The organism is Brevundimonas sp. (assembly GCF_965279155.1).
Classification (GTDB): Bacteria; Pseudomonadota; Alphaproteobacteria; order Caulobacterales; family Caulobacteraceae; genus Brevundimonas.
This window is the reverse complement of sequence record NZ_OZ257138.1, coordinates 368510-391503: the sequence shown is the minus strand read 5'-3', so window position 1 is coordinate 391503 and position 22994 is coordinate 368510. Positions and strand designations below refer to the sequence as shown.

Genomic DNA, 22994 nt, shown 5'->3' with positions numbered 1-22994 from the left:
TCCTGCATAGGAGGCCGGTTCATCCGCCCTTCCGCGCGTGGCGATGATGGCATAAGACCAGCTAGGAAATGAACGCGTCGCTCTCGAAAAATATGATCCTGATCGCCGCAGTCGCGATCTCAGCGCCGCTGGCCGGCTGCATCGGCGGTTCTGCGTCAAAGACCGAGCCCGTATCGCCGCTGGCGCCACGCGTTCAGGAACTGGTCGACGCCAATCGCCACTATCCCCGCTGGGAGGATTTCCCGGCCGCGCCCGCCGACCTGCCGCCCGCCGCCCAAGTCGCCGCCAATGCTCAGCGCCTGCAAAACGACAGCACGACGCTGAACAGCGAGATCGCGCGGATCGACTGGACCCTGACCGATCCCGAGGCCCTCGCCGCCGAGACGTCGGCGGCGGTCCGATCCGTACCGGTCTCGCCCGACGCCGCCCGCACCCAGGCGGACATCGAAGCCTTCGCTCAGAGCCTGCGCGATCGCGCCAAGGCGCCGCCGCCGCTCGATCGCCGCCCGACGCAATGACCGGTCGCCGGGGATGCAGAATCCCGCGATGATGTGCTGATGGCGGATGACGGCGGCGCAAAGACACTGAACGCATTCCTGGGCGTGACCCGGTCCCTCTCAGGTCGCGCCTGGCGTCAGCGACCGGCGGATGCGGCGACGACCCGTGCGCACATGCAGGGCCTAGGTCTGGACGAACTCCTGGCCCGCGCCCTGGCGTCGCGCGGCGTATCGGCGGATCAAGGCGCCGATTTCCTGACGCCGACCCTGCGCGCCCTGTTTCCCGACCCATCCAGCTTCATGGACATGGACGCGGCGGCCGATGCGATCCTGAACGCTCTCCAGGCCAAGGCCAACATCCACGTCTTTGCAGACTATGATGTGGATGGGGCGTCCAGCGCGGCGCTTCTGGTGCGCTGGTTCCGGGCGATGGGCCATCAGCTGTCGATCTACGTGCCCGACCGACTGACCGAAGGCTATGGCCCCAGCGCAAAGGCGTTCGACACGCTGAAGGCCTCGGGCGCGGACCTGGTCATCACCGTGGATTGCGGCGCGGCGGCGAACGAGGCGCTGGCCCATGCCGCCGCCATCGCCCTAAACGTCGTCGTCATCGACCACCACCTGATGCGCAGCGAGCCGCCGACGGCGCTAGCGGTCGTCAATCCGAACCGACCGGGCTGTAACTCAGGCCAAGGCAATCTGGCGGCGGCGGGGGTGGTGTTCGTGCTGCTGGCCGCCTTGAACCGCGAGGGGCGGAGGCGCGGCCTGTTCGTCGACCGGGCGGAGCCGAACATTCGCCAGTGGCTGGATCTGGCGGCGCTGGGGGCGATCTGCGACGTCACCGGCCTGACGGGCTTCAACCGCGCTCTGACAGGCCTTGGGCTCAAGGTCATGAGCGACTGGCGTAATCCGGGCCTTCGCGCTCTGTTGGCTGCTGCGGGGGCAGAGCCGGGGCCGGCCAAGAGCAATCACGCCGGCTTCATCCTGGGGCCCCGCATCAACGCCGGCGGTCGAATCGGGCGGTCAGACCTGGGCGCGCGGCTGCTGTCCACCGACGACCCGGCCGAGGCCGAGGCGCTGGCGATCGAGCTGGACGCGCTGAATCTGTCGCGGCGCGATGTCGAACGGCAGGTGACGGATGCCGCCGTCCGACGCGTGGAGGCCACCGGCGTTCATGCCGACGACACCGCAGTCGTCGTGGTCGCGGGCGAGGACTGGCACCCCGGCGTCGTCGGCATCGTCGCTGGTCGCCTGCGCGAACGCTGGCGCAAGCCTGTCATCGTCATCGGCGTCGATCCGGTGACGGGTCTGGGCAAGGGCTCGGGACGATCCCAGCCCGGCATGAACCTGGGCCGCGCGATCCAGGCCGCGTGGGAGAGCGGCATCCTGATGGCGGGAGGCGGTCACGCCATGGCTGCCGGCCTGACGATGGACAGCGCGCGCGTGGCGGAACTGACCACATTCCTGAACGAACGGCTGGCCTCTGAACGTGTCGAGGCGGTCGCCCAGGACGTGCTGGAAATCGACGCCCTGATCGACCCCGGCGCCGCGATCCGCGCCCTGTTCGAATCGTTCGAGCAGTTGGCCCCTTTCGGTCCCGCCAACCCCGAACCGAGCTTTGCCTTAACCGGCGTTCAGGCGCGCGAACCCGTGGCGATGAACGGCGGTCATGTCCGCTGTCGCCTGGTCGGCGCGGACGGCGCCTCGGTGAAGGCGATCGCCTGGCGCTGCGCCGATCTGCCGTTGGGCCAGGCCTTGCTGTCGGGGCAGGGCGGGTTGAGCGTCGTCGGTCGGTTGAAGGCCGACGACTGGAACGGCCGCAAGGGCGTGCAGTTCGAAATCGAGGATGTCGCCGATCCCCGGATGATCTGACGACGTCCAAAAAACTCGAAATCCACGCTTGCACCGTCCCCAGGGCGCGGCTATATCGCCGGCTCTCCCGCGCAGCGGTCCCTTCGTCTATCGGTTAGGACGTCAGGTTTTCAACCTGAAAAGAGGGGTTCGACTCCCCTAGGGACTGCCACGCGGGCAGTTCGCCGGTCGAGCCAAAAGGCTCCTGTCAACAGAAACGCCTTACATTTCAGACGATGCGGAAACGCCTTCCATTATGTGGCGACGCGCTGGCATCTTCACTCCCCAAAGGCCCATCCTTCGCTTCGAGCGTGCATTTTCCGCTTTTCAAACTTTCGCGGAACAGTGTTAAACATAAGGGTAAGTCCGTTAGAGGCACGGACGGGGGTTCTTAAGTGTCTGAATATAGCGAGACGGAGACGGCGCAGACCGTCCGCGTCACTGGGCGCGTGAAGTGGTTCGATGCGATGAAGGGTTATGGGTTCATCGTCCCGGACGATCCCGCCCTGACGGAAATGCGAGACGTTCTGCTGCACATCAGCAGCCTGCGCGACCTCGGCCGCGACGCCGCCGACGAGGGCGCGCCCATCACCTGCGACTGCGTCAAACGCTCGAAAGGCTGGCAGACGCTCGAAATCCATGATCTGGGGGAGAGCGAAGCGCCTCAGGTCGTTCGTCGTACCGCCGCCGCGATGGCCCCGCGACCGCCGGTCGAAACCGACGAAGAGCTGGAGACGGCCTTGGTCAAATGGTTCAATCGCACCAAGGGCTACGGATTCGTCGTGCGCGATCGCGAACCTGGCGATATCTTCGTCCATATCGAGACCCTGCGTCGCTGTGGCCTGGAAGATCTGATTCCCGGCGATGCGGTGCGGGTGCGATTCGCCAACGGCCCGAAAGGCCTGGTGGTCGCGGACATCAGAACGGGCGACTGATCCGGCGCCCAGGAGAGGCGTATGATCGAGGCGACGAGACGTTTTATGATGGCGGGCCTGCTGATGCTCGCCGTCGCCGGTTGCGCCGCCAAGGCGCCGCTCGGTCCGAATGGCGAACCACTGCAGAAACTGGCTGTCGTCACCACATCCGGCGAACATCCGTTCTGGGTCGAGATCGCCGACGAAGAGCCCGAGCGGCAGCGCGGCCTGATGTTCCGCCCGCCGCTGGAGGCGGATCGAGGCATGCTGTTCCAATGGCCGGGCGTGGCGCCGCGCGAGCAGAGCTTCTGGATGCGCAACACGCCCAGTTCGCTGGACATCCTCTATATCGACCCTCAGGGGCGAATCGTCTCCATCGCATCGCACGCCACGCCCTTCTCGGAGGCGCCCATTCCATCGAATGGCGCCGCCAACGGCGTGCTGGAACTGCGCGCCGGACGGGCGGCAGAGATAAACGCCAAGCCCGGCGACAAAGTTTTACATCCTTATTTCAAGCCTTGATTGCGGATCGCCTCGTGAAGTGCCAATAGAGCGCTCCGTTCGGTCCGGGGTGTAGCGCAGCCTGGTAGCGCATCTGGTTTGGGACCAGAGGGTCGGAGGTTCGAATCCTCTCGCCCCGACCAACGGAAGGCCGCTGGATCATACGTCCAGCGCGCGTTATGGCAGGGCCAGAGGCCCCGCCGTCACTGAGGATTTCGCCATGCTGGCTCGCATTTACCGCCCGGCCAAAACCGCGATGCAGTCGGGCAAGGCCAAGAGCCGCGACTGGCGGCTGGAGTTCGAACCGACCTCGGCGCGCACCATCGACCCGCTAATGGGCTGGACCAGCTCCAGCGACATGAACGGTCAGGTCCGCCTGAACTTCGAATCGAAGGAAGAGGCGGTCGAATACGCAGAGCGCCACGGCATCGCCTTCCGCCTGTCCGAGCCGAACGATCCGCCAATGATCATCAAGGCCTATGCCGACAACTTCGCCACCAACCGCAAGCAGTCCTGGACGCACTGACGCCTGACGGTTGCCCCTGGCGCCCATAGCTCAACCGGATAGAGCACCCGCCTTCTAAGCGGGATGTTGCAGGTTCGAGTCCTGCTGGGCGCGCCATCCCCGGCGCCTTCGAGGGGCCTGATCCATGACCGACATTCAGACCTCGCCCGATCACGCCGTCCGTGTCGCGGCGCTTTATCGATTCGCACCCGTCGCCGATCCCGTCGCTGTCCGCGACGCGCTTCAGGCCGTTTGCGACGCCGGGGAGGTGAGGGGAACGCTGTTGGTCGCGCCCGAGGGGCTGAACGGCACCATCGCCGGGTTGGAGGCGGCCGTCGAGGCGGTGTTGTCGACGATCCACGCCATGCCGGGGTTCGAGACACTGGAGCTCAAATACGCCTGGACGGACGCCTTGCCTTTTCACCGCATGAAGGTGCGCGTCAAACGCGAGATCGTCACCATGGGCCAGCCCGATTTGGACCCGGCGCGACAGGCGGGCGTCTATGTGTCGCCGACGGACTGGAACGCACTGATCGCCGATCCGCAGACCTTGGTCATCGATACGCGCAACGATTACGAGGGCGAGATCGGCGCTTTCGAGGGGGCGATCCAGCCCAACACCCGCAGCTTCCGCGACTTTCCCGACTGGTTCCGCTCCGAGGGTCGCGCCCTGCTGGAGCAGAGCGGCGCAAAGCGCGTGGCCATGTACTGCACGGGCGGCATCCGTTGCGAGAAATCGACGGCCTTCCTGAAGGCGGAAGGCGTCGAGAACGTCCACCACCTGGAAGGCGGCATCCTGCGCTACCTTGAGACGGTGGATGAGGATGACAGTCTATGGCGCGGCGAATGCTTCGTCTTCGACGAACGGGTCTCGGTCGGGCACGGGTTGAGCCAGGGGCCGCACACGCTTTGCAGGGGGTGTCGTTTGCCGGTGGACGATGCCGGTCGCGCCTCGCCCCACTACGTCGAGGGCGTCTGCTGCGAGCGTTGCCACGACACGCGCGATGACGCTCAGCGAGAACGCTATGCCGAGCGCCACAGGCAGATGGAAATCGCGCGCAAACGCGGCGACATTCACCTTGGGACCGCCCGCAAGGACTGAGGTCGGTTCAGCGACGCGGCGGGCGAGGGAAGAAGGCGCTGGTGCGGGCGCCATAGGCTTCGAACGCCTTGGGTCGCGAGCGCCGCATGTGCTGTTCCAGCAAGGGCACGCCGGACACCCGGGTCAGCAGCCAATACATATAGGCCGGTCCCGTCAGCGCCAGCCAGCCCCACGGCCATTCACCGCTCAGGTTGATGGCGAACAGGGGCCAGCCGCACCAGCCCAGCCATTCGAAGAAATAATTCGGATGACGCGACCAGGCCCACAGACCGACATCGCAGACCTTGCCCTTGTTGGCGGGGTTGCGCTTGAAAGCCGCCAACTGTCGGTCCGAGATGGCCTCGCCGAGAAGCGCACCCACGAAGACCAGCGTCGCGAAACCGTCCTGCAGGGTCAGTCCGGGCGTCGGATTGCGGGCGGCCGCCATGACGCTGAGCGCCAGGAAGGCGGCGGCCCCAGCCTGCAGCATCAGGAAGCCGAACATCTTGGCCTGAAATCCTGCGCCCCAATCGTGGCGTAGCCGCGCATAGCGGGCGTCTTCGCCCTCATGGGCGGCACGGATGGCGATGTGCGAGCCCAAACGAAGACCCCACAGGCCGATCAGCAGGGCCGCCAGATATTGCCGCAAAGACGGCGCGGCGCCGTTGATCGGAAACAGCGCGACGCCCACGCCCGCCGCACCCAGGCCCAGCGACCAGAAGGCGTCGGCCCAGCCCCCTTGGCCCGTGCGTTTCTGAACCAGCCAGGCCGTCGACATCACGACGACAAGAAACAGGGCTGCAACGCCCCAAAGCGCCGCCAGGCTGGTCACAGGCGAACGAACGGCTGGATCAGCTTGCCCACCCAGCCGTCCAGCTGGATCTGGCCATCCAGCGCCACGACGCAAAGGCAGGCTTCGTCCGACACGACGCGGGGCTGGTGCAGCACCTCGGGATCGGCTTCTTCGAAGTCGCCCACGTCGAACCGCTCGGTCTCCGTCGCATAGGCGCCGGAGATGACGCAAGTCAGTTCGACGCCGCCGTGCGTATGCTTGGGCGTCTCTCGGCCGGATTCGATCTTCAGCAGGATCACCCGGCAGTCGCCATCACGCGGCGCATGCACATCGCGCACCCGCATGCCGGGGCCGACCCAGCGCCAGGGGCTGAGCGCATAGCGCCGCAGCGGCTCTGGCAGTTCGGGCATGTCGTTCAGCGGCGCGAGCGCCTTCACCTCGCCTGCGTCGGTTTCGATCCGCGCCATCGCCAAGGCGAGCGCATCCTGAGACAGGGCCGACGGCGCCGCCTCGTCGAGGAATTCGCCGCCTACAGCCTGAAGATCACGAACCCAAGCGTCGTTCGCCGGCCGCATCGCCAAATGCGCGGCCATCACCACGGCTTCGGGCGGACTGAGGGTGCCGGCGGCATAGGCCAGCAGCCGTTCTTCTGAAGGATTGCGTTGCGGGTTCATCGCGCGGCCTCCTCGGACGGGGCGAGGATCAGGCGGAGTTTGGTCATGGCGTTACGAATACGGGATTTGACGGTGCCGAGCGGCAGGTCGAGGTGTTTGGCGATTTCGGAATGTGAGCTGTCCATGAAGAAGGCGAGGCGCAGAACCTCGACATGATCGGGGCTGAGACGGGACAAGGCGTCGCGAACCCGGTCTGCGTCCTGCGACATCGACAGAAGTTCGTCGGGGCGGCGCACGTCCTCGCCCGCCAACTCGATCTCCGGCGTCGGCAGGGGACGCGCGTCGCGACGAAGCATGTCCAGGCGACGATTGCGGGCGATGGTGAAAATCCAGGTCGCGGCGCGGGCCTTGGAAGTGTCGAACAAGTCAGCCTTGCGCCACACGGTCAGCATGGTGTCCTGGGCGAAGTCTTCGGCCGCGCCTGGCGTGGCCCCTGACTTGATCAGCCAGGCTTTCAGGCGCGGCGCGAAATAGGCGAACAGGGCGGCGAAAGCATCTCGGTCGCGCCGTAAGGCAATCGCCTCGATCAGCCGATCGTGGAAAAAAGGATCGGAAGAATTGTCGAGTGTCTTCATGCGCGGGGACCGGCATGGATTCGACGTGAAGGGCAGTGACTCGACATGCATGGACCCTAATACGCTCAGCCGAAATGTCTGGATCAATCGCGATCCGATCATGACGGCGACCCGTAATCCGTTCATGCCTGGGCTTACGCCAGCGGGCGTGTATTCGGAGTTTCCATGTCCCTGTCGCCCGCGAATCCGTCTGCCGATCGCCTGAAGATCGCCGTCATCGGCTCCGGAGTCGCCGCCCTGTCGTCGGCCTGGCTTCTGTCCCAGCGGCATCAGGTGACGATCTATGAGAAGGCCGACCGGTTGGGCGGCCACTCCAACACCGTGACGGCGGGCGTGCCGTCAGGCGACATCGCCGTCGACACCGGCTTCATCTGCTTCAACGATGCGACCTATCCCAATCTGATCGCCCTGTTCGAACATCTGGGCATCGCGACCCGCGCCACCGACATGTCGTTCGCCGTCTCGCTGGATGACGGCAAGTTCGAATATGCAGCGCCGGGCCTGTTCGCCCAGCGTCGCAATGCGCTGCGGCCTCGATTCTGGTCGATGCTGAGCGAAATCCTGCGCTTCTATCGCGATGCGCCCAAGGATCTGGCCGGCATGTCCGATCCTTCGCTCACCCTTGGCGACTATCTCAAGCGGGAAGGATTCAGCGAGGCATTCCGTGACGACCATCTACTGCCGATGGCCGCCGCCATCTGGTCTTCGCCGGCCCATACGCTGATGGACTATCCGGCCGAGTCCTTCATCCGATTCTGCGGCAATCACGGCCTGCTGAAACTGGTTGGCCGTCCCATGTGGCGCACCGTCGAGGGCGGCAGCCGGGTCTATGTCGAACATCTGGCGCGCGCCATCAACGACGTGCGCCTGGATCGTGGCGTGACATCGGTGCGGCGCACGGAGGAGGGCGTCTTCGTCCATGACAGCCAGGGGGGCGTCGAGCGTTTCGACCAGGTGGTGATCGGCGCCCACGCCGATCAGGCCCTGGCCATGCTGGCGGAACCCACGGCCAAGGAGAAAGCCCTGTTGGGCGCCTTCCGCTACAGCCGCAACCTGACTGTCCTGCATACGGACGCCAGCCTGATGCCGCGCCGCCGTCGCGCCTGGGCCAGCTGGAACTATATCGGGGCCGACGACGGGCTGTGCGTGACCTATTGGATGAACAAACTTCAGGGCCTGCCAGGCGACGACCTGTTCGTGACCTTGAACCCGCCGCGCCCGCCGCGTGCCGACACCCTGTTACGCAGCGAACTCTACGAACATCCCGTTTTCGATCCCGCCGCCATTCAGGCGCAGAAGCAGTTGTGGGGTCTGCAAGGGCAGGGCGGCGTCTGGTTCTGCGGCGCCCACTTCGGCGCCGGCTTCCATGAGGACGGCCTGCAGTCCGGCCTTGCGGTCGCCGAACAACTCGGCGGCGTTCGTCGTCCGTGGTCGGTCCAGAACGAAAGCGGCCGCATCCATCTGTCGCCGCTGCCGGCCCCAGCGTTCGAGCGCGCCGCGTGACACAGGCCTCGGCCCTCTATCGTGGCCGGGTCATGCACCGACGCCTGCGTCCCAAGACGCACCAGCTGAACTATCGCGTCTTCTGGCTGCTGCTGGATCTGGCCGAGATCGATGATCTGGATCGAAGGCTGAGGCTGTTCTCTCGCAATCGCTTCAACCTGTTGTCCTTCCACGACGCTGATTACGGCGATGGTTCCGGCGCTTTGCGGCCTCAGATCGAGGCCTGGATGGAGCGCGCAGGCATCGACCTGGACGGCGGCCCCATCCGTCTGCTGACCATGCCGCGTGTGCTCGGCTACGTCTTCAATCCGATCAGCCTCTACTATTGCCACCATCCCGACGGCCGACTGGCGGCGATGGTGTACGAGGTGACCAGCACCTTCGGCATTCGCCACGCCTACGTCATTCCCGTGCCGGCCGAGGATCAAGCGTCCGGCCTGATCCGACAGGGCGCCGCCAAGGCGCTGTATGTCTCGCCCTTCATGGGCATGGAGATGGATTACCGGTTCCGAGGCCACGCACCGGGTGAGCGCCTCGATATGACCATCGACGGCCTAGACGCGGCCGGCCTGCTGATCACGGCGTCCATGGCGGCCGAACGCCAGAAACTCGATGACCGCCAGATCGCGGCAGCCACAGCGGGGATCCCGCTGATGACCTTCAAGGTGGTCGCCGCCATCCACTACGAGGCCCTCAAGCTCTGGCTGAAGGGCGCCAGACTGACGCGGCAGCCGCCGCGCGCGAAGACGCCGGTGACGATCCAGAAGCAGGCGCAGGAAAGCCGACTGGGACGCTAGACGCGCAAATCGTATTATCGCCTAAGATATATTATGCGCAATATGGATGTGAGCAATGGGAAGGCTGTCAGTTTTCCCCAAAGGCTGGATTCTCCTGTTGACGCGGCTTTTGTTCCCAAATGTCTGGACTCAGGTGCGTAAATCCCTGGACTCGAACTCCGATCATCTAACGCCTTGAGCGGCCGTAGCGTCGAGCTCCCGCAGTACGGCCGTGTAGATCAGTTCGTTGGGGCTGACCCGCCGCACATTCGCGGCCTCGCGAACCGCGCGCACAAACGCGCCGGGTGTGCTGATGGTTATATGCACAGCGTCGTTCTCGACCGCGAAAATGTGCTGATCGTCGCTCAGATGGTCGCGGATAAAAGCCTCGACCGTATCGATATAGGTTTCAGCCGCACGGGAGCCGCGGCGCGAAGCCAAGGCTTTCATGCGTTCATGGATCGGCCTAGGCAGACGAAGGCTCATCGTCTGGTAGTGATCCGGGAGCGAACCGTTTTTCGGTTTCATCACCCTGACTCCTGCAACATTTTTTGACTTTAACTCCTAGAGAGTCGCAAAACTGGAGTCCGGCGTCTAGGCGGTGGCGATATATTCTATCCTATATAAAACCTAGGCACCGGAGCTAACGAAGTCGCCGCATGTCGGCGGTCGTCTAGTTCCCTATGGGATATAAAGCGCGACGGCCGCGGCGTTGCGTATTCGGTTTGCCAGAGGCTTGGCCATTCCAGGTAGGTTGGCTTCGAGGCGCTCGATCTGCTCGACCCGCGCGTACGCCAGGATGGTGCTCAGCGTGTCGGCGGAAGCCATCCGGCCAAGAGCGCCGTGAGCCCTCACCGTGCCGCCCCCCCCCAAGCAGATCAGCATGGGGCGTGTACCGCCGTCCCTGATCCAGATGCTCATATCGGTCCGGATCAATCAGAAGCCGAGCACAGCTTTCGAGGATGCGGCGTTGCCAAAGGCTGCCCAAAACAGGGAACCCCCCTGTTGTGAAAAACTGCGTGTGGCTCTGCGGCATCGGACCTTCATCAGCGACATAGTGGATCAGACGTCCGTGCCCGGTACGAGAGGGGCTCAGTAGCAGATCGGCGAGACCTATCAGGGACCGCCTCGCCCGCGGCCAGTCCGACCCCAAGCACCAGAGTGCGGGAAGCCGACGCCCATCGAGGGCGGCGTCAATGTCGGCCTCCAAGCAAAGCGCGGCAGCCGGGATAATTTGACGGTTGAAGCCCCCTCCCCGCGCCCGCCTCAGGAAGCGATCCACGGTTTTCTCGAAATTTCGCAACAACCGCACCCGGCGTTCGCGCTGGCCATCGATCACGACCGGGACGAGGTCGAAGGTCTCGACATCGACTAGCGGCGAACCGTGCCGTCGGCAGCTTATCCGCCAAGCCAGCCTCCAATCCTGCCTCAGATAGTGATCCCGCCCTTCAGCTGAGTCCTCCGCGAGACAGAACTCGCACGCCTTTCCCAACCGGTCGGCCCCCTCCGCAGGGCGGTCGAGATCGTCGGCCGCGAGCAAGGGCCAGCGCCGGTCCAGCGCCAGGGCGTCGGTTAGCTCCAGAACCTCATCGCTGGCACCCGCCTGCCGCAAGGCCATTAGCGCCGCATGCTGGGTCTGAAGGTCGTCCTGAAGCGCGATCTGACCCAGCGTGCGCGCTACGCGGCCCCGTGCGGCCCAGCGCATCAGGACTGATCCGGGGGCTTCGTCCGGATAGGGCTTGAGCGTCAACGGTCTCCCCTAGACCGGCGACCCCGCCTGCCGGCGCGCATTCGCGCCTGGCGCAGCGCGGCCAGGCTCTCTGCGAGCTCGTCGCTGTCTAGGATCTCCGGCGTGATCTGTTCGATGCCGGACAGAACTGCCTCGGTCGCCGCGTCATGGATCAGGTAAACCGTGCGCCCGACATAGCCGCCGGTCATCTCGTAGGCGCGCTCCAGCATCGCCGGCGACCAGACGGTGGGCTGGAGCAGCGGCATGGCGCTGGTCATCAGGTCGACAAAGGCGGTGAATTCCGGCGGAGTCAGCGGTCGCAGGTGGAAGATTTCGAGTCGGTTCTCGAGCTGCTCGTCGGCCTGCATGGCGGTCATTGCGGTCGCGGTGCCAAATCCCAGCAGAGCGACCTTGTGGACGTTGCACAGCCGCCGCAGCGCGTTCAGGCAGATGGCGCCACGGGCCCCGGTATAGGCGTTCAGATTGCCGACCTCATCGAGGATCATGACGTCGGGCCTGACGTCCTCGAAGTACAGGGTCACTGCCTGGAGCAGGGTTCGGTTGTTCCCTGGCGGGATGTATCGATGGGCACCCTGAAGAAGGGCTTCGTAGAACCGGGCCTCATCGGCTTCTGGCGGAGCCTCGAACGAAACTATGACCTGAGCCTGGGCGCGACCGGGAAAGAACAGGTTGCGTTCGATCTCACGAACGATCTTCTCACGCAGGGCGCTCTTGCCGGCATTAGGTGGACCCCAGAACAACACAGCCCTCGGGCGCAGCCTACCGGCCGACGAAACGGCCAGACGGGCGCGTTTCAGGGCTCCGTCGCTGACCGGATTGGGTGCCCAGCGATCCCGCTGGATTGCGGCGATCCGCAGCCACGGATCGGCTTCGGGAAGATGGACGATGTCGGTCACCATTCCTCCACAACAGCCTTGGGCGCGAGGGTCGTGATTGCGAACTCGGAGCTCGGCGCGTTCTCCGGCGCGGGAAGCGAGAATACGCCCTGACTCGCCTCGATCGAGCGTTCGGCATGTTCGTTCTGTCGGCGCGATCGCCGGGTGGCCCGGGATTCGGCCTGGATCACCTCAGTCGATTCCCGTCGCAAGGCGTGCAGGTCCTCCTCTGTCCAGCTGGCGTTGGCGCGGGTGCGCATTTCGGCGATTGCCAGTTCGTGTTCGCGAAGGGTGAAGGGCGCCTGGCGGTGATAGAGATGGACTCGTTCCCAGCCCGTCGGCGCCAAGACCCAGATCCAGGACATATCGCGGGGGTCGTAGCGCAGTTGGATCGACCCCTGCCCCTTGCGGATCAGCGGTCCGAACCAGACCGCCCAATAGCGAAGCTTTTTGAACTGGATTCCCGTTCGGCTCACCTTGCGCGTCGCGCTCGGCAGGAAGGCCAGCAGGAGGTCCTCTGCCAAACCCGGCTGCACCGCCCGGGGTCTGAAGCCGGCCTCGGTCGCCTCGGTCCAGCGCGACAGCGGCGTGAAGCCGTCCAGACCGGCATGCGGCGACCTGTGGTAGCGAGCGATCTGGAGCAGCACCCAATGCTCGAAGGCGTCGAGCGTCATGACCGCTTTGCGGTCGCTGTCGTATTCGCCGCGCTGCTGCACGTTGGAGAACGTCGTGCCCGGCACGAGGTGAAGTTCGCCCATGATGGTGCCGATGAAGCGCTCGATCAGGGCGCCGAACCTTGGTTTGCGCACCGGCCGATAGTGCGACTTGACGTCATAGGTGTTCAGACCCCGTCGGATCGCCAGCGACCGGAAGTCGGAGCCGTTGTCGGAATGCACGATCTCGGGGAAACCGTGGCTCGGCCAGTCCCAAGCGACCCCGGCCGCCTCAAGCAGCGCTTCCTTGGGCATAAAGGCGCGCAGCAAGGCCATGGCGGTCTGAACGATCGACGGCGCACCCAAGCTCGCATAGCAGCCAACGCACATCCGGGTGTAGGCGTCGATGATCAGCGTCAGCGTCGGTCGCCCCAGCGGCTGACGATAACGTCGGTCAAGCAGGATCACGTCGGCCAGCGTGTGGTCGATCAGCCAGATCTGGTTCGGACGGGTCGCGACCATCCCGCCCGGACGAGGCGCGGCCCTTTCGGCAACGTTTTCGCCTTCCCGCGAGCGCAGACGCTGATAGAGGTCCAGCGCCACTATCCGGCTGTGGATGAGTTTGCGTCCGGGAGGCAGGAGCCCTTCGGCCATGCACTTCCCGCGGATATCCCTGAGAACCGCAGTCTCGCTTGGCTTTTGATCGGAACAGTAAGAACGCTTCAGAACCTCTGCGACGATCTCTTCGATCCGAAGATCCTGCGAGGAGCTGCCCTGCGGCCTGCCCGGCCGGCCGCCCAATAGCGCCGTCGGACGCAGATCGGCCTTCAGTGATTTGAGGTGGGCGTAGGCAGACGACGTCGAGATGCCCAGTTCCGCCGCAGCGCGGTCAATATCCGCGCGCCGCGTCTTTGTGCCAACGAGCGGACCAAGAACCTGGCTGATGGCGACCGCCCGATCCCATTGCGCGTCCGACGCGTCGTCACGCCCTATCCGACCAGCCATAGCTGCTCTCCAGACTTGCAGATTTCTGCAATATCAGAGAAGAGCATCTGGAGTCCGGCAGTAGGTCAAGCCTTACTTGCCCAAGTTCGAACGAATGGGACTCGAACTGAGCATCGTTTCGCGACGACAACTCCTCGGTTTGGCAGCTAGGACGGTGAGCGTCTCAGCCGAGCCATCGGCAACGGGGTGCTGGACTAGATCTAACTTCTACGGTGCCGGCGTGCGCGTTTTGCGACATCATCGATCTGCGCAGTTAGTTTCTGCCAGGTACAGCTTTGCGCCAGGAGCGGACATGGGCTCGATGCCCACTTGCCGACATTGGGCTGGGACTAGCACCGGCTGCCCGGTGCCGTAACTACGTCAGGACGGTGTCTGACGGTCCGGCGGCATCAGGTTGCTCTCGTCAGGGACTTGGTTAGAGGTTTGTTCCGAAGCTCTCCAACATGAATTGGGCGGTCAGAGAGGGCACGCAAAAGGTCAGCGGTTTGACTCTGCTAAGCTCCACCATTTTTCAATGGGATTTAGCAGTTCGCCCGCTAATCCCTTTTGCTTTCCGGGTAGCACCCGGCTGACAAACAGCGTTATCGAAATAGTGGTTGCCGCTGCTTTTTCCCAGCGCGCACGGTGTTTCAGACGATCCCGACAGACGATCAGGTGGCCAAAGCGAGCTGATCGAGCGTCAGCAGCGCCTGAAGGGCGCGCACCTGGGTGTAGCTGTCCGCCGCGGCCGCACCGTGACCGACGGCATGTCGGGATCCGGCCAGCCCGCCGCCGGCGTCAGGATCGAACTCCGCGAATACATAATCCCGCAGATAGTCGGTGAACCTTTCCGGCAGCAGCAGCGTGTCAGGCGCGCCGGTCTTTTTTACAGCCGTCTCATGGACGAAGGCGAGCAGACGTTTGAGCCTGGCCGACTGTCCGGTCTCCGCCTTGTAGGCGCGCCGCAGAACGCCCTCGATCTCCGTGAGCACGATCTTCAGGACCGAAACCGGGTCTTCGCGTTTGTAGGCCGCGATCGCTGCCCGCAGGAGAGGCGCGGCGTCTGCAAAGTGCGGTCTGGGGGTCCAACGCTCCAGCATCCTGTCGAGCCGGGGCTCGTCGAACGCCTTCAGGATCTCCTTGTTGACGTCGTCCAGGGTCCAGCCCGCGTCCACCGCGCCCATGATGCTCGGGAACTCCCGGGACACTATTTCGGCGAAGGGGAACCAGCCCGCTTCCACCAGCCGGTCGAACACAGCCGGCTGCTGAACAGCGTTGTAGATTCGTGCGTAGCGCATTCGCCGGATCAAGGCGGCGAGCGTGCGCGCCATTTCCGCAGGATCGAACTGCTGAGTCAGATTCATATAGAATCCGAAGCGCCAGCCTTCGCGCATGACGCAGAGAACCTTGTCATCGGCCAACAGACGCGGCCCCCCAATATTGACGGCCCGGATATCTCCAATGTCGTGGTGGAAGACGGCTTCGCCCTTCTCTACGCTGCGGAGCAGGACGATATCCATGGTCACGGGCAGATTGTCGGACCAAAGCTCGGCGGTATGGTCGGCATGGATCACGAGAAGCGCGAGATTTGCGTCTGCGAGACCTCGGGTCTCGATCCCGGCGCTTTGCGACGCGCCGGCGAGGGTCTTGTCCAGGTTCTCGAGAATGAGATGAAAATGCGGGGCATCGGACGTCATGGACAGGCGGTTCCACACCTTGACCATCTCACCTTCGCGCCCGCCTTCCGCAATGATGCCGTCCAGCTTCAGCTCCGGCAGACAAACCGGTCGTCCGGCCCGACGTCTGGGCTTGAGCCGCGAAGGCGACCCGGCCCCCAGAAGAACTCGTTTCGCGGGGCCTAAAAGGGAGACAGGCTCGGCGTCATCGATCGGCTCGGCCTCGCTCATTCAAAAGACTCCTCCCGCTCTGCCTCGTTCTCCCGCTCGGTGGCGATCCAACGGGCAATCTGGGGCGCGGCGGCCTCGCGCCAGGTCTGAACATCCGGATGATCCGGCAAGGCGTCGAGCAGTCGCCGCCGCTGGTCTAGTATCTCGGCGAGCGAACCCGACCAGCTCCTCGGCGCGAGACGGTCGTAGAACGACCCCAGGAAGGCCTGCTTATCCGGGGAGTGCTCGAGCAAGGTTACGAACAGTGGGTTCAATCCCAGCGTACGATCGCCCTGGTCTTTGAGGAACATGGCGGAAGCGGTCCCCAAGGCTGCGTAGCGGGCCGCCGGGTCCCTATCGGCCCAGCTGACCACCTGCGACACATCCAGTTTGTTGAGGGGTGAAGGGCCGCCGGGGCGCTCCCGAAAGAGCGTCTCAACGGGCCCGTCCGGACCGGCCATGAAGACGTCGAGTGCAATCTCCGGCTGGACCTCGAAGAGCGCCTGGGCAAGTCCGTTTCCGCCCCGTTTCCAACCCGACCGGCCCGTTTTGAGGCTGCGGACGATTTCACAGGTCCGCCGCGCGGCTGCTTCTCCGTCCACGCCGGAGAGACAGGGCCGTACGACATAGCGCAGGCTGTAATTCCGCATGTCCGAAAGACCTTCGGGTCCCATGCGGGAGAAGAGGTCGCGCCCCAGGACGACGAGCGCGGGGTGGGGTTCGACCGCCTTGCCACCGGACGGGTAGAAATAGGTCGATAGCGCGTCCAGGCCGATCGTGACGCCGCCAGGCTTCTGCGCGAGCCGCGCCAGCAAACGCGCCAGATCGGCCGGCGCAACGTCCTCGGGGTGAACGCGTCCAAGGACCTGGTAGGATTCGACCGCGTCGGACGCGTCCATCGCGCGCAGCAGTCGGTCGATGCCGCGCGCATCCAAACCGGCTGTGAACTGGAGGTAGGCAAGGACTCCCGCGAGATCCGGGTCGGCGGCGGCGGCCTCAAGCGAGGCCTCGACGAAGGCGTCATCCCGCGCCCGGGCGGCCGCGAGGAAATGGGCCAGGATCACAGGCGAGTGGCGAGCTGGCTCTCCGACGCGATAGGCGGTCGTCATGACTGTCCAGGTCGCCTGCAGATCCGAGACGGCCCCTGCGACACCGCGGGCGAAGGGCGCATCGCGGATCGCGGCCGCCCCCTCTCTCATCACCTCGGGGATAAAGGCCGCGAGCAGGGCCTCGTCGGACGCCATGGCCGCGCCGATTTCGGCGGCACGGTCGTTGGCGCGCTCCCATGAGGTGCCGGAGTCCGAGGGCTCTTCGTCGTCGTCGTCCTCCCAAAGACCCGGCCGTGGCGACACGACCCATGCTCTCGCCCGCGCCAGCAGTCCGTCTGGCTTGAGCCTGTCGATCAGTGCGTCTGTCTGTTGTCGAACCTCGGTCGGCATCCCCTCGGCGTCGTAGCGCAATACCATCCGCAGCGCAGACCACCCTTCAAGCCAGCCGCCGTCGCCTTCAAAATCCGCCGCGGCCGCCTCGAACGCCGTGCGGCAGGCCGGGTATCGCCAGAGACCGCGCAGCGCTCCGGCAAAACGCACGCGCTGTTCGTCCCGGCGCGTTTCGGTTCGTGCGACGCCGAGCGCGGCTTCGTACCAGTCGCTGACGTCCTGCGTCGTCGTCGGGTGCCAGCCGAAATCCCGAGGGCGGGCTCCGAAGTCCAGGCTATGGCTGGAACTGAAGTGCCCCTCCTGCAGCAGGCCGTCGAGGGCCAGGCCGCCCGCCCGCCGCAGGCCGGGGTCGTCGCTCCTCAGGAGCTCGACCGTGATGGCCCGGCGATCCGCGGGCGAGGCCTGGGAGCCGGACAGGTAGAGATGGAACAGTTCCTCGAACGCGCCCCGGGCGCTGTCGTAGTTCTCATCGTGCGCCTCCCGGGCGACCAGGCTCGCCAGAAGGCGAGCCGCCGGCGCGAACAGATCGACGTCATAGGCGATCGCCTTGATCAGGCTGTTCCAGCTGCCCCTGTGCAATCCTCCGGCTCTCGGTCCGTCCCCCGCCTGAACCGCAGCCGTTAGCCTGTCGAGCGTGTCGCGCGGAGCGACAGGTGCGAGGTTGATCAGCAGATCGAACCGCCCCCCGGCGAGAAGGTCGCCCGCCGGCCCTGTGGGGTCCAACCAGCGCTGAACCAGATCGCGAGCAACGTCCACATCGTGGAGCTGGCCCAGCCGCCGCGTGAGCGAGCGGAACATCCGCTCCGGCAGGGCTGCGGCGAAGGCGTCGAATGCGGCGGGGGGTAGCCGGCCCAGCGCCCCGGCCGCCAGCGGGTTCGCGATGGCGTGCGGCAGGATGGCGCGCCACTTCCCGCGCGTTTGAAGCACGCCTCGGGTTTTCAGCTCCGCCAAGGTGCCGAACAGATCGGCGACCATGCGTCCCTGGAGCCGACCGATACGCGCGAGTTCGCCGTCCGCATCGTCCACGCCCTCGAACGAATAGAACAGGGCGAGCGTCTCGGCATCGCGCAGCAAGGTCTGGTCCGGGTCGTTCCGCTGCCGGAAGATCCGTTCGAACAGGTCCCGGTCTCGCAATCGACCGAGGCTTTCCCCGACTCGCAACGCGCCCGCCAGCGCCCGCGCCACGCGGAAATTGCCGCCGCTGAAGGTGGCGATCCGGCCGCGATCCAGTTGGGACACATGCGGGAAGTCCCGCCCCAGCCACGTTTCGACCAAGGGTTCCGAAGACGCGACCAGCCGTACGACTTGGGTTGCTTCCGGTTCGTCATCCCGGATGTCGTACTCGACCGTCAGGAGGCTGATCCGACTGCCCGGCCGCCCGCACACCTGGGCGAGTCGGCTGTGCGTCGCCGGGTTGCAGTTGTCGATAATCAGAATGGCTGAGGTTTGGGCCTCGTCGAGGCGTTGGGCCATCTCCTGGGCAGACGGCGTCGTGGCGTCGGCGTAGTCCGCATAGATGGCCGAACCCGGATCAAGGGGCGCTGAGCCGACCCCGTCCTCGAACAGAGCTTCCACGAGACGGGTCTTGCCCACCCCGGACAAGCCGATCAGTCTGACGCAGGCGCCGGGTCGCCGAAGCAGATCGCGCAGGAGCGCGAGGCCCTGCTCGATTGGCAGCACCTTGGCCCCGTCGCGTTCGTCGATCAGCGTCAGCCCCTCGTCGATCAGGTAGCCGGTGTCGGTGGCCGTCGAGAGGTCCCGCCAGCGCCCGATCGGTCGCCAGCCCGCGAGCGGGCGCCCGACCCGCCCGCGCACCCACGCGGCCACGCCCGGATAGAGGTCGGCCCACGCCGCGAGCCGGTCCCGATCATAGAAGTCGAGATGCAGATCCCCCGCCTTTGGGTGGTCGGCGACCGCCTCTCGCATCGCCGTCCGGCGTCTTGCGAGCGCGACGTCGGTGACCCCCGTCGCTCCGCTCACGATCAGATACGCTCCGCGTTTCTCCGCAAGCTCGGCGATCGCAGCGCGCAGCGTGCCGGTCGGGCGCATTTCGCCACCGATCGCAGATGGGGTCATGGGTGGTTTCTTGACCTGGAACCCTGTCTGTGCCCGCGGGACGAAATCGGGTTGTGCAGTCGGCGTCGGCAGTTCAACGCGCACATCGATGCCGCCGTCCCCGGCGTCCTGCGGACCGCCCGCGGTGACCGCTGACACGGGACCGCCGCGCCGCGCCACCTCTGCCTGGGCGAGCCGGGCGACGAGGGTCCGCAGGTCGGCGTCCCCCAGTTGCGCGATATCCTCGCCGGTGATGTTGAACATGACGTCGAGAGCTCCGAATCAGATCCCAGGTCGCGCGATCATTCTAGGGCATCCGTCGGCCGGCGGCGTTGCTGGATGCTGGTCCCGTCCGGCCCGTTCCCAAAGCCGTATCTTTGAAATCGCCTCGCCATTCGCCGGTCGTGGGGCGAAGACCCCGGGCGGCCAAACAGGAACGACTGTCGCCGGCCGAGCTTTCCCCGGCTCGTGGACATGCTCTGCAACAGCAGGCGTGCGGCTTCCGCGACCGGATCTGCCAGATTCACAGCGACCGCTCGTCAGCGATCGGAAGCGGCCTGACACAGAGGGGGTCCGCCGACAGCCGTCTCCAGGTCGCGGCGACCGGGCCGTGCAGATCGGACGCCAGTTCTTCGGCGGCGGCCAAGCATCGTCTCACGATCGCCGTGTCCGGGGCCAGGTCGTCACGCAGCGCGAGCCATTCTCGGGCAGTGTCGGTCCGCAGCACGCGGGCCAGCAGGGCGACATAGTCGGTCGCAAGGCCCGTCCGGTGGGCGGGCACGAGATCGACACCCTGGCGCGCGGTCTCCAGCCCGATGAGGACGATCGCGAATACGGCGGAGAGGGCGCGAAGGGAACGGTCGCCCGCCCCTCCCAGCTCGAGCCAGAGCATGCAGTGTTCCGCGGCGGGGTTCAGGCGATCCCGTATGACATCTGTCCCCTTGGGGGTGCGCGACAGTTGAAGGCCGGCGAGGACCAGGGAGTCGATCTGAAGGTGGACCCGACCGATACGTCCGTCCTTGGGGGCCACTTGCTGGAGAATCTCGTCAAGTTGTGCTGCCGCGACGGCCCGTCCCAGCGCTTCATGGCCATGCCGGTCTTCGATCCAGCCGGCCAGCAAGCTCGCCGAACGATCACGCCCGTACATCCCCTTGAAGACCGCCGTCCCGAGATCCGAGACATCCTGATCTTCAGGCAAGCAGGCGAGCAGCTGGTCGACAAGAGGCGTGTAGGGTTCGGGATCGACATCGTCTGAACCGGTGCAGACTTCGCACAACGCGCCGTGAAGCTCCCACAGCGCCGACTGGAAGGCCGTCGCCTCGGGGACCTCATACTGGCTCTCGCGTGGGCCAGAACGCCAGATGACGGTGGAGGTGACAGGGTGACCGTTTTCGAGGCCGCGGCGCAGGGCGCTGACATAGGCGGCGATCCGCCATGCGGCGCGGCGATCAACCTCGGCGATGGCGAATGGCCACGCTCCAGCCGCCTTGCTGAGACTGTTCGACAGCACGAAGACACGAGGCGTTCCATCCTGCAGCTTGAGGCCCAGATAGCGGTCGTGGAAGGCCTGGCGCTGATCGCTCCCCCGCTCGACATGGATGATTTCAACCTCTCCGCACAGCTGAGACTTCAGCGCCTCGGCGGCGGCGACCAGACCCTGAACGTGAAGTCCCGACCCCACGATGGCGTCCATTTTCTCGGCGTCTGGATCGACGGCCCCGGGGGACACCATCAGGGTCAGCTTCAGACTCTCACTCCCGTTGCGGAGGATGACCCGCTCCATAGCGGGGCGACCGAGGTAAGGATCGAGGAGAAAAGCTTCTTCCACGTCTGTGTTTTCGAGCTGGGACTTGATCCAGCGGATCACCTCGACTTGGGATTGATGCCCGGCCTCGAAGAACCGGGATTCTAGTTTCTCGTCCCGCTTTCCGGCGAGTTGATCGACAATATCCGCGGTCGCCTTCAGGACATCGAAGCCGCCTGAGCGATTTCCGAACCCCAGCCTAGTCTTCGGACCGCCGCCCTCAAATCGGGGCCGGGCGATCAGGTCTGGGCTGTGAGGCGCTGAGCTGAACGGCGTCGGGAGCAGGTCTGTGGCGCCCATCATGGTCATGGAGAGCAGGAACCCTTGGGTAAACCATGTATCCACCAACTGAAGGAACTCCCCATCCCGCGCATCGAAAACCTGAAGCTCCGCCTCCACGATGTGACTCGGCGAGTCCACGATCTGCTCATCCGTGTCCGCAGGGATCAGGATCAGTCGGCGGACGACCTCGAACGTCGAGGTCTTCATCCGAACCACGACACGGAGGTCGCGGCGCGCGGTGACCACCGGCTCTCGAATGATGCGGAGCTGAAGGCAGGCATCGTCGGATCGGGCATCGACCTTGGCCACCGCGACACGCAGAAGATCGGCGGCTGTCGCCGACGATGACCGTCGAAGGTCTTCCACGACGCCCAGGCGACGGGTTTCCGCCACGAGGTTCGGCGACCCGATTTCATCGTCGATCGCGGTGAGCAGCGCCTGCACCCCGTCGCCGACCTCAGCGCGGCCAAACGCAGCGATGAGAAGGTTTACGATATCGGGCACGGCGTCGGCCGAACACAGCCCGCGGCTAGTCAGCACCCCGGCACCAGCCACAGGTACGTAGTCGCTTGTCTCGAGAATATAGGTATCCGGGAAGGTCTCGCCGTTAATTGTCTTGCCGGGCTCGATCGGACAGTCATCGGGCAAGGACACCGTTCCCGCCGACAGCCCGGAACGGAAAGCGGCCAACTCATCGTCGCTCAGGCGCCGTCGCCATGAGACAAGTTCGAACGCCTTCATCACCGCGACGCGGCGATGGTTCGCCGGGGCTGCGGATCTGGGCAGGGTGAGGGGTCCGTAATCGCCTGCGGCGATCACCGATCTGAGTTGGGCGTAGCAGAAGACAGGCGCCCCGCCGGGGACAGCGACGCCCATCACGATAAGAGCCGTATCCATTCCGGGCCTCGCAAAGTTGACGGCCGACCTTGAGCGCAGTCCTCGTTAACGCGCAACCATTGCACGAGGGAAAACAAGTTGCGCTCTGCGTGTCAGGCCTCGGGCGTCGGCATGCCGGCTCGGGTCGGCCTTGCGCAGCGCCATTACCGCGATCGACATCATGAAAATGGCGAACAGCGTGCCCGAGTTCGAGATGTCGGCCAAATGGGCCACCGGAACAGGGTGGCGCCGATGGCGACGGCCAGACCGGTGAATATGGTCACAACGTACGGGGTCATGGTGTAGAAGCGCATCGCCGCGCTGAGACGGCTGGCCGAGCACAAGGGGATCGCGCTCGACCTCGCCACCATTCCGGCCGAGGCCCCCAAGACCTATGCGATGATCCGGAAGGCCGACATGCTCGGTGTCTTCCAGATCGAGAGCCAGGCCCAGATGGCCATGCTCCCGCGCATCAAGCCGCGCACCTTCTACAATCTGGTCATCGAGGTCGCCATCGTCCGCCCCGGCCCGATCCAGGGCGACATGGTCCATCCCTATCTGCGTCGCAGAGAGGGCAAGGAGGACGTCGTCTATCCCAATCCCGAGCTGGAGAAGGTGCTGGGCAAGACCCTCGGCGTGCCCCTCCTCCAGGAACAGGCCATGCGGGTTGCGATCGAATGCGCCGGCTTCACCGCTTCGAAGATCCAATCGGACATCTCG

General features: G+C 65.2%; 20 protein-coding genes, 3 tRNA genes and 2 pseudogenes. 13 read left to right on the top strand and 12 right to left on the bottom strand.

Going from position 1 to position 22994, the window contains the following annotated elements:
• Positions 1 to 68 precede the first annotated feature (68 nt).
• The 9 genes from ACQY72_RS01875 (at position 69) to ACQY72_RS01835 (ending at position 5370) form a co-directional block, all read left to right on the top strand.
• Positions 69 to 518 carry a hypothetical protein gene (locus tag ACQY72_RS01875; protein ID WP_428155332.1) on the top strand — a complete coding sequence of 150 codons (450 nt, stop codon included), beginning with the start codon at positions 69 to 71 and terminating at the stop codon, positions 516 to 518.
• Between the two features lie 39 nt (positions 519 to 557).
• Positions 558 to 2369 (top strand): single-stranded-DNA-specific exonuclease RecJ, encoded by a 1812-nt coding sequence (gene recJ, locus ACQY72_RS01870; protein ID WP_428155331.1) that lies wholly within the window; start codon positions 558 to 560, stop codon positions 2367 to 2369.
• A gap of 76 nt (positions 2370 to 2445) precedes the next feature.
• Positions 2446 to 2520, top strand: a tRNA-Glu gene (locus tag ACQY72_RS01865).
• A 295-nt stretch (positions 2521 to 2815) separates the two neighbouring features.
• Positions 2816 to 3283 carry a cold-shock protein gene (locus ACQY72_RS01860; protein ID WP_428156734.1) on the top strand — a complete coding sequence of 156 codons (468 nt, stop codon included), beginning with the start codon at positions 2816 to 2818 and terminating at the stop codon, positions 3281 to 3283.
• Between the two features lie 21 nt (positions 3284 to 3304).
• Complete coding sequence (locus ACQY72_RS01855; RefSeq protein ID WP_428155329.1) at positions 3305 to 3784, top strand: DUF192 domain-containing protein; 480 nt, start codon at positions 3305 to 3307, stop codon at positions 3782 to 3784.
• 45 nt (positions 3785 to 3829) lie between these two features.
• Positions 3830 to 3906: transfer RNA gene (locus tag ACQY72_RS01850), tRNA-Pro, on the top strand.
• Between the two features lie 77 nt (positions 3907 to 3983).
• A complete protein-coding gene (locus ACQY72_RS01845; RefSeq protein ID WP_372692031.1) occupies positions 3984 to 4289 on the top strand; it encodes an ETC complex I subunit in 306 nt (101 codons plus the stop codon).
• A gap of 19 nt (positions 4290 to 4308) precedes the next feature.
• Positions 4309 to 4385, top strand: a tRNA-Arg gene (locus ACQY72_RS01840).
• A gap of 28 nt (positions 4386 to 4413) precedes the next feature.
• Complete coding sequence (locus ACQY72_RS01835) at positions 4414 to 5370, top strand: rhodanese-related sulfurtransferase (RefSeq protein WP_428155327.1); 957 nt, start codon at positions 4414 to 4416, stop codon at positions 5368 to 5370.
• A gap of 7 nt (positions 5371 to 5377) precedes the next feature.
• Here ACQY72_RS01835 and ACQY72_RS01830 read toward each other — a convergent pair whose 3' ends face one another.
• Genes ACQY72_RS01830 through ACQY72_RS01820 form a run of 3 tightly spaced genes read right to left on the bottom strand, consistent with a single transcriptional unit; the run spans position 5378 to position 7391 of the window.
• Positions 5378 to 6181 carry a DUF1295 domain-containing protein gene (locus ACQY72_RS01830; protein WP_428155325.1) on the bottom strand — a complete coding sequence of 268 codons (804 nt, stop codon included), beginning with the start codon at positions 6179 to 6181 and terminating at the stop codon, positions 5378 to 5380.
• Complete coding sequence (locus ACQY72_RS01825) at positions 6178 to 6816, bottom strand: ChrR family anti-sigma-E factor (RefSeq protein ID WP_428155324.1); 639 nt, start codon at positions 6814 to 6816, stop codon at positions 6178 to 6180. Before ACQY72_RS01825 ends, ACQY72_RS01830 begins: the two co-directional genes overlap by 4 nt.
• Complete coding sequence (locus ACQY72_RS01820; protein WP_428155322.1) at positions 6813 to 7391, bottom strand: sigma-70 family RNA polymerase sigma factor; 579 nt, start codon at positions 7389 to 7391, stop codon at positions 6813 to 6815. Before ACQY72_RS01820 ends, ACQY72_RS01825 begins: the two co-directional genes overlap by 4 nt.
• Before the next feature lie 165 nt (positions 7392 to 7556).
• Between ACQY72_RS01820 and ACQY72_RS01815 the strand changes: the two genes are divergently transcribed.
• Positions 7557 to 8894: an NAD(P)/FAD-dependent oxidoreductase gene (locus tag ACQY72_RS01815; protein WP_428155321.1), complete on the top strand. Its 1338-nt coding sequence runs from the start codon at positions 7557 to 7559 to the stop codon at positions 8892 to 8894.
• On the top strand, positions 8891 to 9691 hold the full coding sequence (locus ACQY72_RS01810; RefSeq protein ID WP_428155319.1) for a DUF1365 domain-containing protein: 801 nt from the start codon (positions 8891 to 8893) through the stop codon (positions 9689 to 9691). The genes ACQY72_RS01815 and ACQY72_RS01810 overlap by 4 nt, the downstream gene beginning before the upstream one ends.
• Before the next feature lie 162 nt (positions 9692 to 9853).
• Here ACQY72_RS01810 and ACQY72_RS01805 read toward each other — a convergent pair whose 3' ends face one another.
• Together ACQY72_RS01805 and ACQY72_RS01800 are read right to left on the bottom strand one after the other, a co-directional pair.
• Positions 9854 to 10198, bottom strand: a complete 345-nt coding sequence (locus ACQY72_RS01805) for a hypothetical protein (RefSeq protein ID WP_428155317.1) — start codon at positions 10196 to 10198, stop codon at positions 9854 to 9856.
• Positions 10199 to 10351: 153 nt separating this feature from the next.
• Positions 10352 to 10591: a hypothetical protein gene (locus ACQY72_RS01800; protein ID WP_428156739.1), complete on the bottom strand. Its 240-nt coding sequence runs from the start codon at positions 10589 to 10591 to the stop codon at positions 10352 to 10354.
• Positions 10592 to 10904: 313 nt separating this feature from the next.
• Between ACQY72_RS01800 and ACQY72_RS01795 the strand changes: the two genes are divergently transcribed.
• Positions 10905 to 11045: a hypothetical protein gene (locus ACQY72_RS01795; RefSeq protein ID WP_428156738.1), complete on the top strand. Its 141-nt coding sequence runs from the start codon at positions 10905 to 10907 to the stop codon at positions 11043 to 11045.
• A gap of 57 nt (positions 11046 to 11102) precedes the next feature.
• Here ACQY72_RS01795 and ACQY72_RS01790 read toward each other — a convergent pair.
• The 7 genes and pseudogenes from ACQY72_RS01790 to ACQY72_RS01760 form a co-directional block, all read right to left on the bottom strand.
• Positions 11103 to 11375 (bottom strand): annotated as a pseudogene (locus ACQY72_RS01790) (hypothetical protein); the annotation flags it as partial.
• A 41-nt stretch (positions 11376 to 11416) separates the two neighbouring features.
• Complete coding sequence (locus ACQY72_RS01785) at positions 11417 to 12316, bottom strand: TniB family NTP-binding protein (protein ID WP_428155315.1); 900 nt, start codon at positions 12314 to 12316, stop codon at positions 11417 to 11419.
• Complete coding sequence (locus ACQY72_RS01780; protein WP_428155314.1) at positions 12313 to 13953, bottom strand: Mu transposase C-terminal domain-containing protein; 1641 nt, start codon at positions 13951 to 13953, stop codon at positions 12313 to 12315. The genes ACQY72_RS01785 and ACQY72_RS01780 overlap by 4 nt, the downstream gene beginning before the upstream one ends.
• A 650-nt stretch (positions 13954 to 14603) precedes the next feature.
• Entirely contained in the window at positions 14604 to 15839 is a 1236-nt protein-coding gene (locus tag ACQY72_RS01775) for a hypothetical protein (protein ID WP_428155312.1), read from the bottom strand.
• Positions 15836 to 19576: a hypothetical protein gene (locus ACQY72_RS01770; RefSeq protein ID WP_428155311.1), complete on the bottom strand. Its 3741-nt coding sequence runs from the start codon at positions 19574 to 19576 to the stop codon at positions 15836 to 15838. The genes ACQY72_RS01775 and ACQY72_RS01770 overlap by 4 nt, the downstream gene beginning before the upstream one ends.
• 259 nt (positions 19577 to 19835) lie before the next feature.
• Complete coding sequence (locus tag ACQY72_RS01765; RefSeq protein WP_428155309.1) at positions 19836 to 22295, bottom strand: VPA1262 family N-terminal domain-containing protein; 2460 nt, start codon at positions 22293 to 22295, stop codon at positions 19836 to 19838.
• Between the two features lie 45 nt (positions 22296 to 22340).
• Positions 22341 to 22499: a hypothetical protein gene (locus ACQY72_RS01760; protein ID WP_428155307.1), complete on the bottom strand. Its 159-nt coding sequence runs from the start codon at positions 22497 to 22499 to the stop codon at positions 22341 to 22343.
• A gap of 105 nt (positions 22500 to 22604) precedes the next feature.
• On the opposite strand from ACQY72_RS01760, the pseudogene dnaE2 reads away from it, so the two are divergent.
• Positions 22605 to 22967, top strand: a pseudogene (gene dnaE2 / locus ACQY72_RS01755) (error-prone DNA polymerase); the annotation flags it as partial.
• Positions 22968 to 22994 lie beyond the last annotated feature (27 nt).

Coding starts and splice junctions, on each gene's coding strand:
- ACQY72_RS01875 (WP_428155332.1), top strand. CDS start 69: ATGAACGCGTCGCTCTCGAAAAATATGATCCTGATCGCCGCAGTCGCG.
- recJ (WP_428155331.1), top strand. CDS start 558: ATGGCGGATGACGGCGGCGCAAAGACACTGAACGCATTCCTGGGCGTG.
- ACQY72_RS01860 (WP_428156734.1), top strand. CDS start 2,816: ATGAAGGGTTATGGGTTCATCGTCCCGGACGATCCCGCCCTGACGGAA.
- ACQY72_RS01855 (WP_428155329.1), top strand. CDS start 3,305: ATGATCGAGGCGACGAGACGTTTTATGATGGCGGGCCTGCTGATGCTC.
- ACQY72_RS01845 (WP_372692031.1), top strand. CDS start 3,984: ATGCTGGCTCGCATTTACCGCCCGGCCAAAACCGCGATGCAGTCGGGC.
- ACQY72_RS01835 (WP_428155327.1), top strand. CDS start 4,414: ATGACCGACATTCAGACCTCGCCCGATCACGCCGTCCGTGTCGCGGCG.
- ACQY72_RS01825 (WP_428155324.1), bottom strand. CDS start 6,816: ATGAACCCGCAACGCAATCCTTCAGAAGAACGGCTGCTGGCCTATGCC.
- ACQY72_RS01820 (WP_428155322.1), bottom strand. CDS start 7,391: ATGAAGACACTCGACAATTCTTCCGATCCTTTTTTCCACGATCGGCTG.
- ACQY72_RS01815 (WP_428155321.1), top strand. CDS start 7,557: ATGTCCCTGTCGCCCGCGAATCCGTCTGCCGATCGCCTGAAGATCGCC.
- ACQY72_RS01805 (WP_428155317.1), bottom strand. CDS start 10,198: ATGAAACCGAAAAACGGTTCGCTCCCGGATCACTACCAGACGATGAGC.
- ACQY72_RS01800 (WP_428156739.1), bottom strand. CDS start 10,591: ATGAGCATCTGGATCAGGGACGGCGGTACACGCCCCATGCTGATCTGC.
- ACQY72_RS01780 (WP_428155314.1), bottom strand. CDS start 13,953: ATGGCTGGTCGGATAGGGCGTGACGACGCGTCGGACGCGCAATGGGAT.
- ACQY72_RS01775 (WP_428155312.1), bottom strand. CDS start 15,839: ATGAGCGAGGCCGAGCCGATCGATGACGCCGAGCCTGTCTCCCTTTTA.
- ACQY72_RS01770 (WP_428155311.1), bottom strand. CDS start 19,576: ATGTTCAACATCACCGGCGAGGATATCGCGCAACTGGGGGACGCCGAC.
- ACQY72_RS01765 (WP_428155309.1), bottom strand. CDS start 22,295: ATGGATACGGCTCTTATCGTGATGGGCGTCGCTGTCCCCGGCGGGGCG.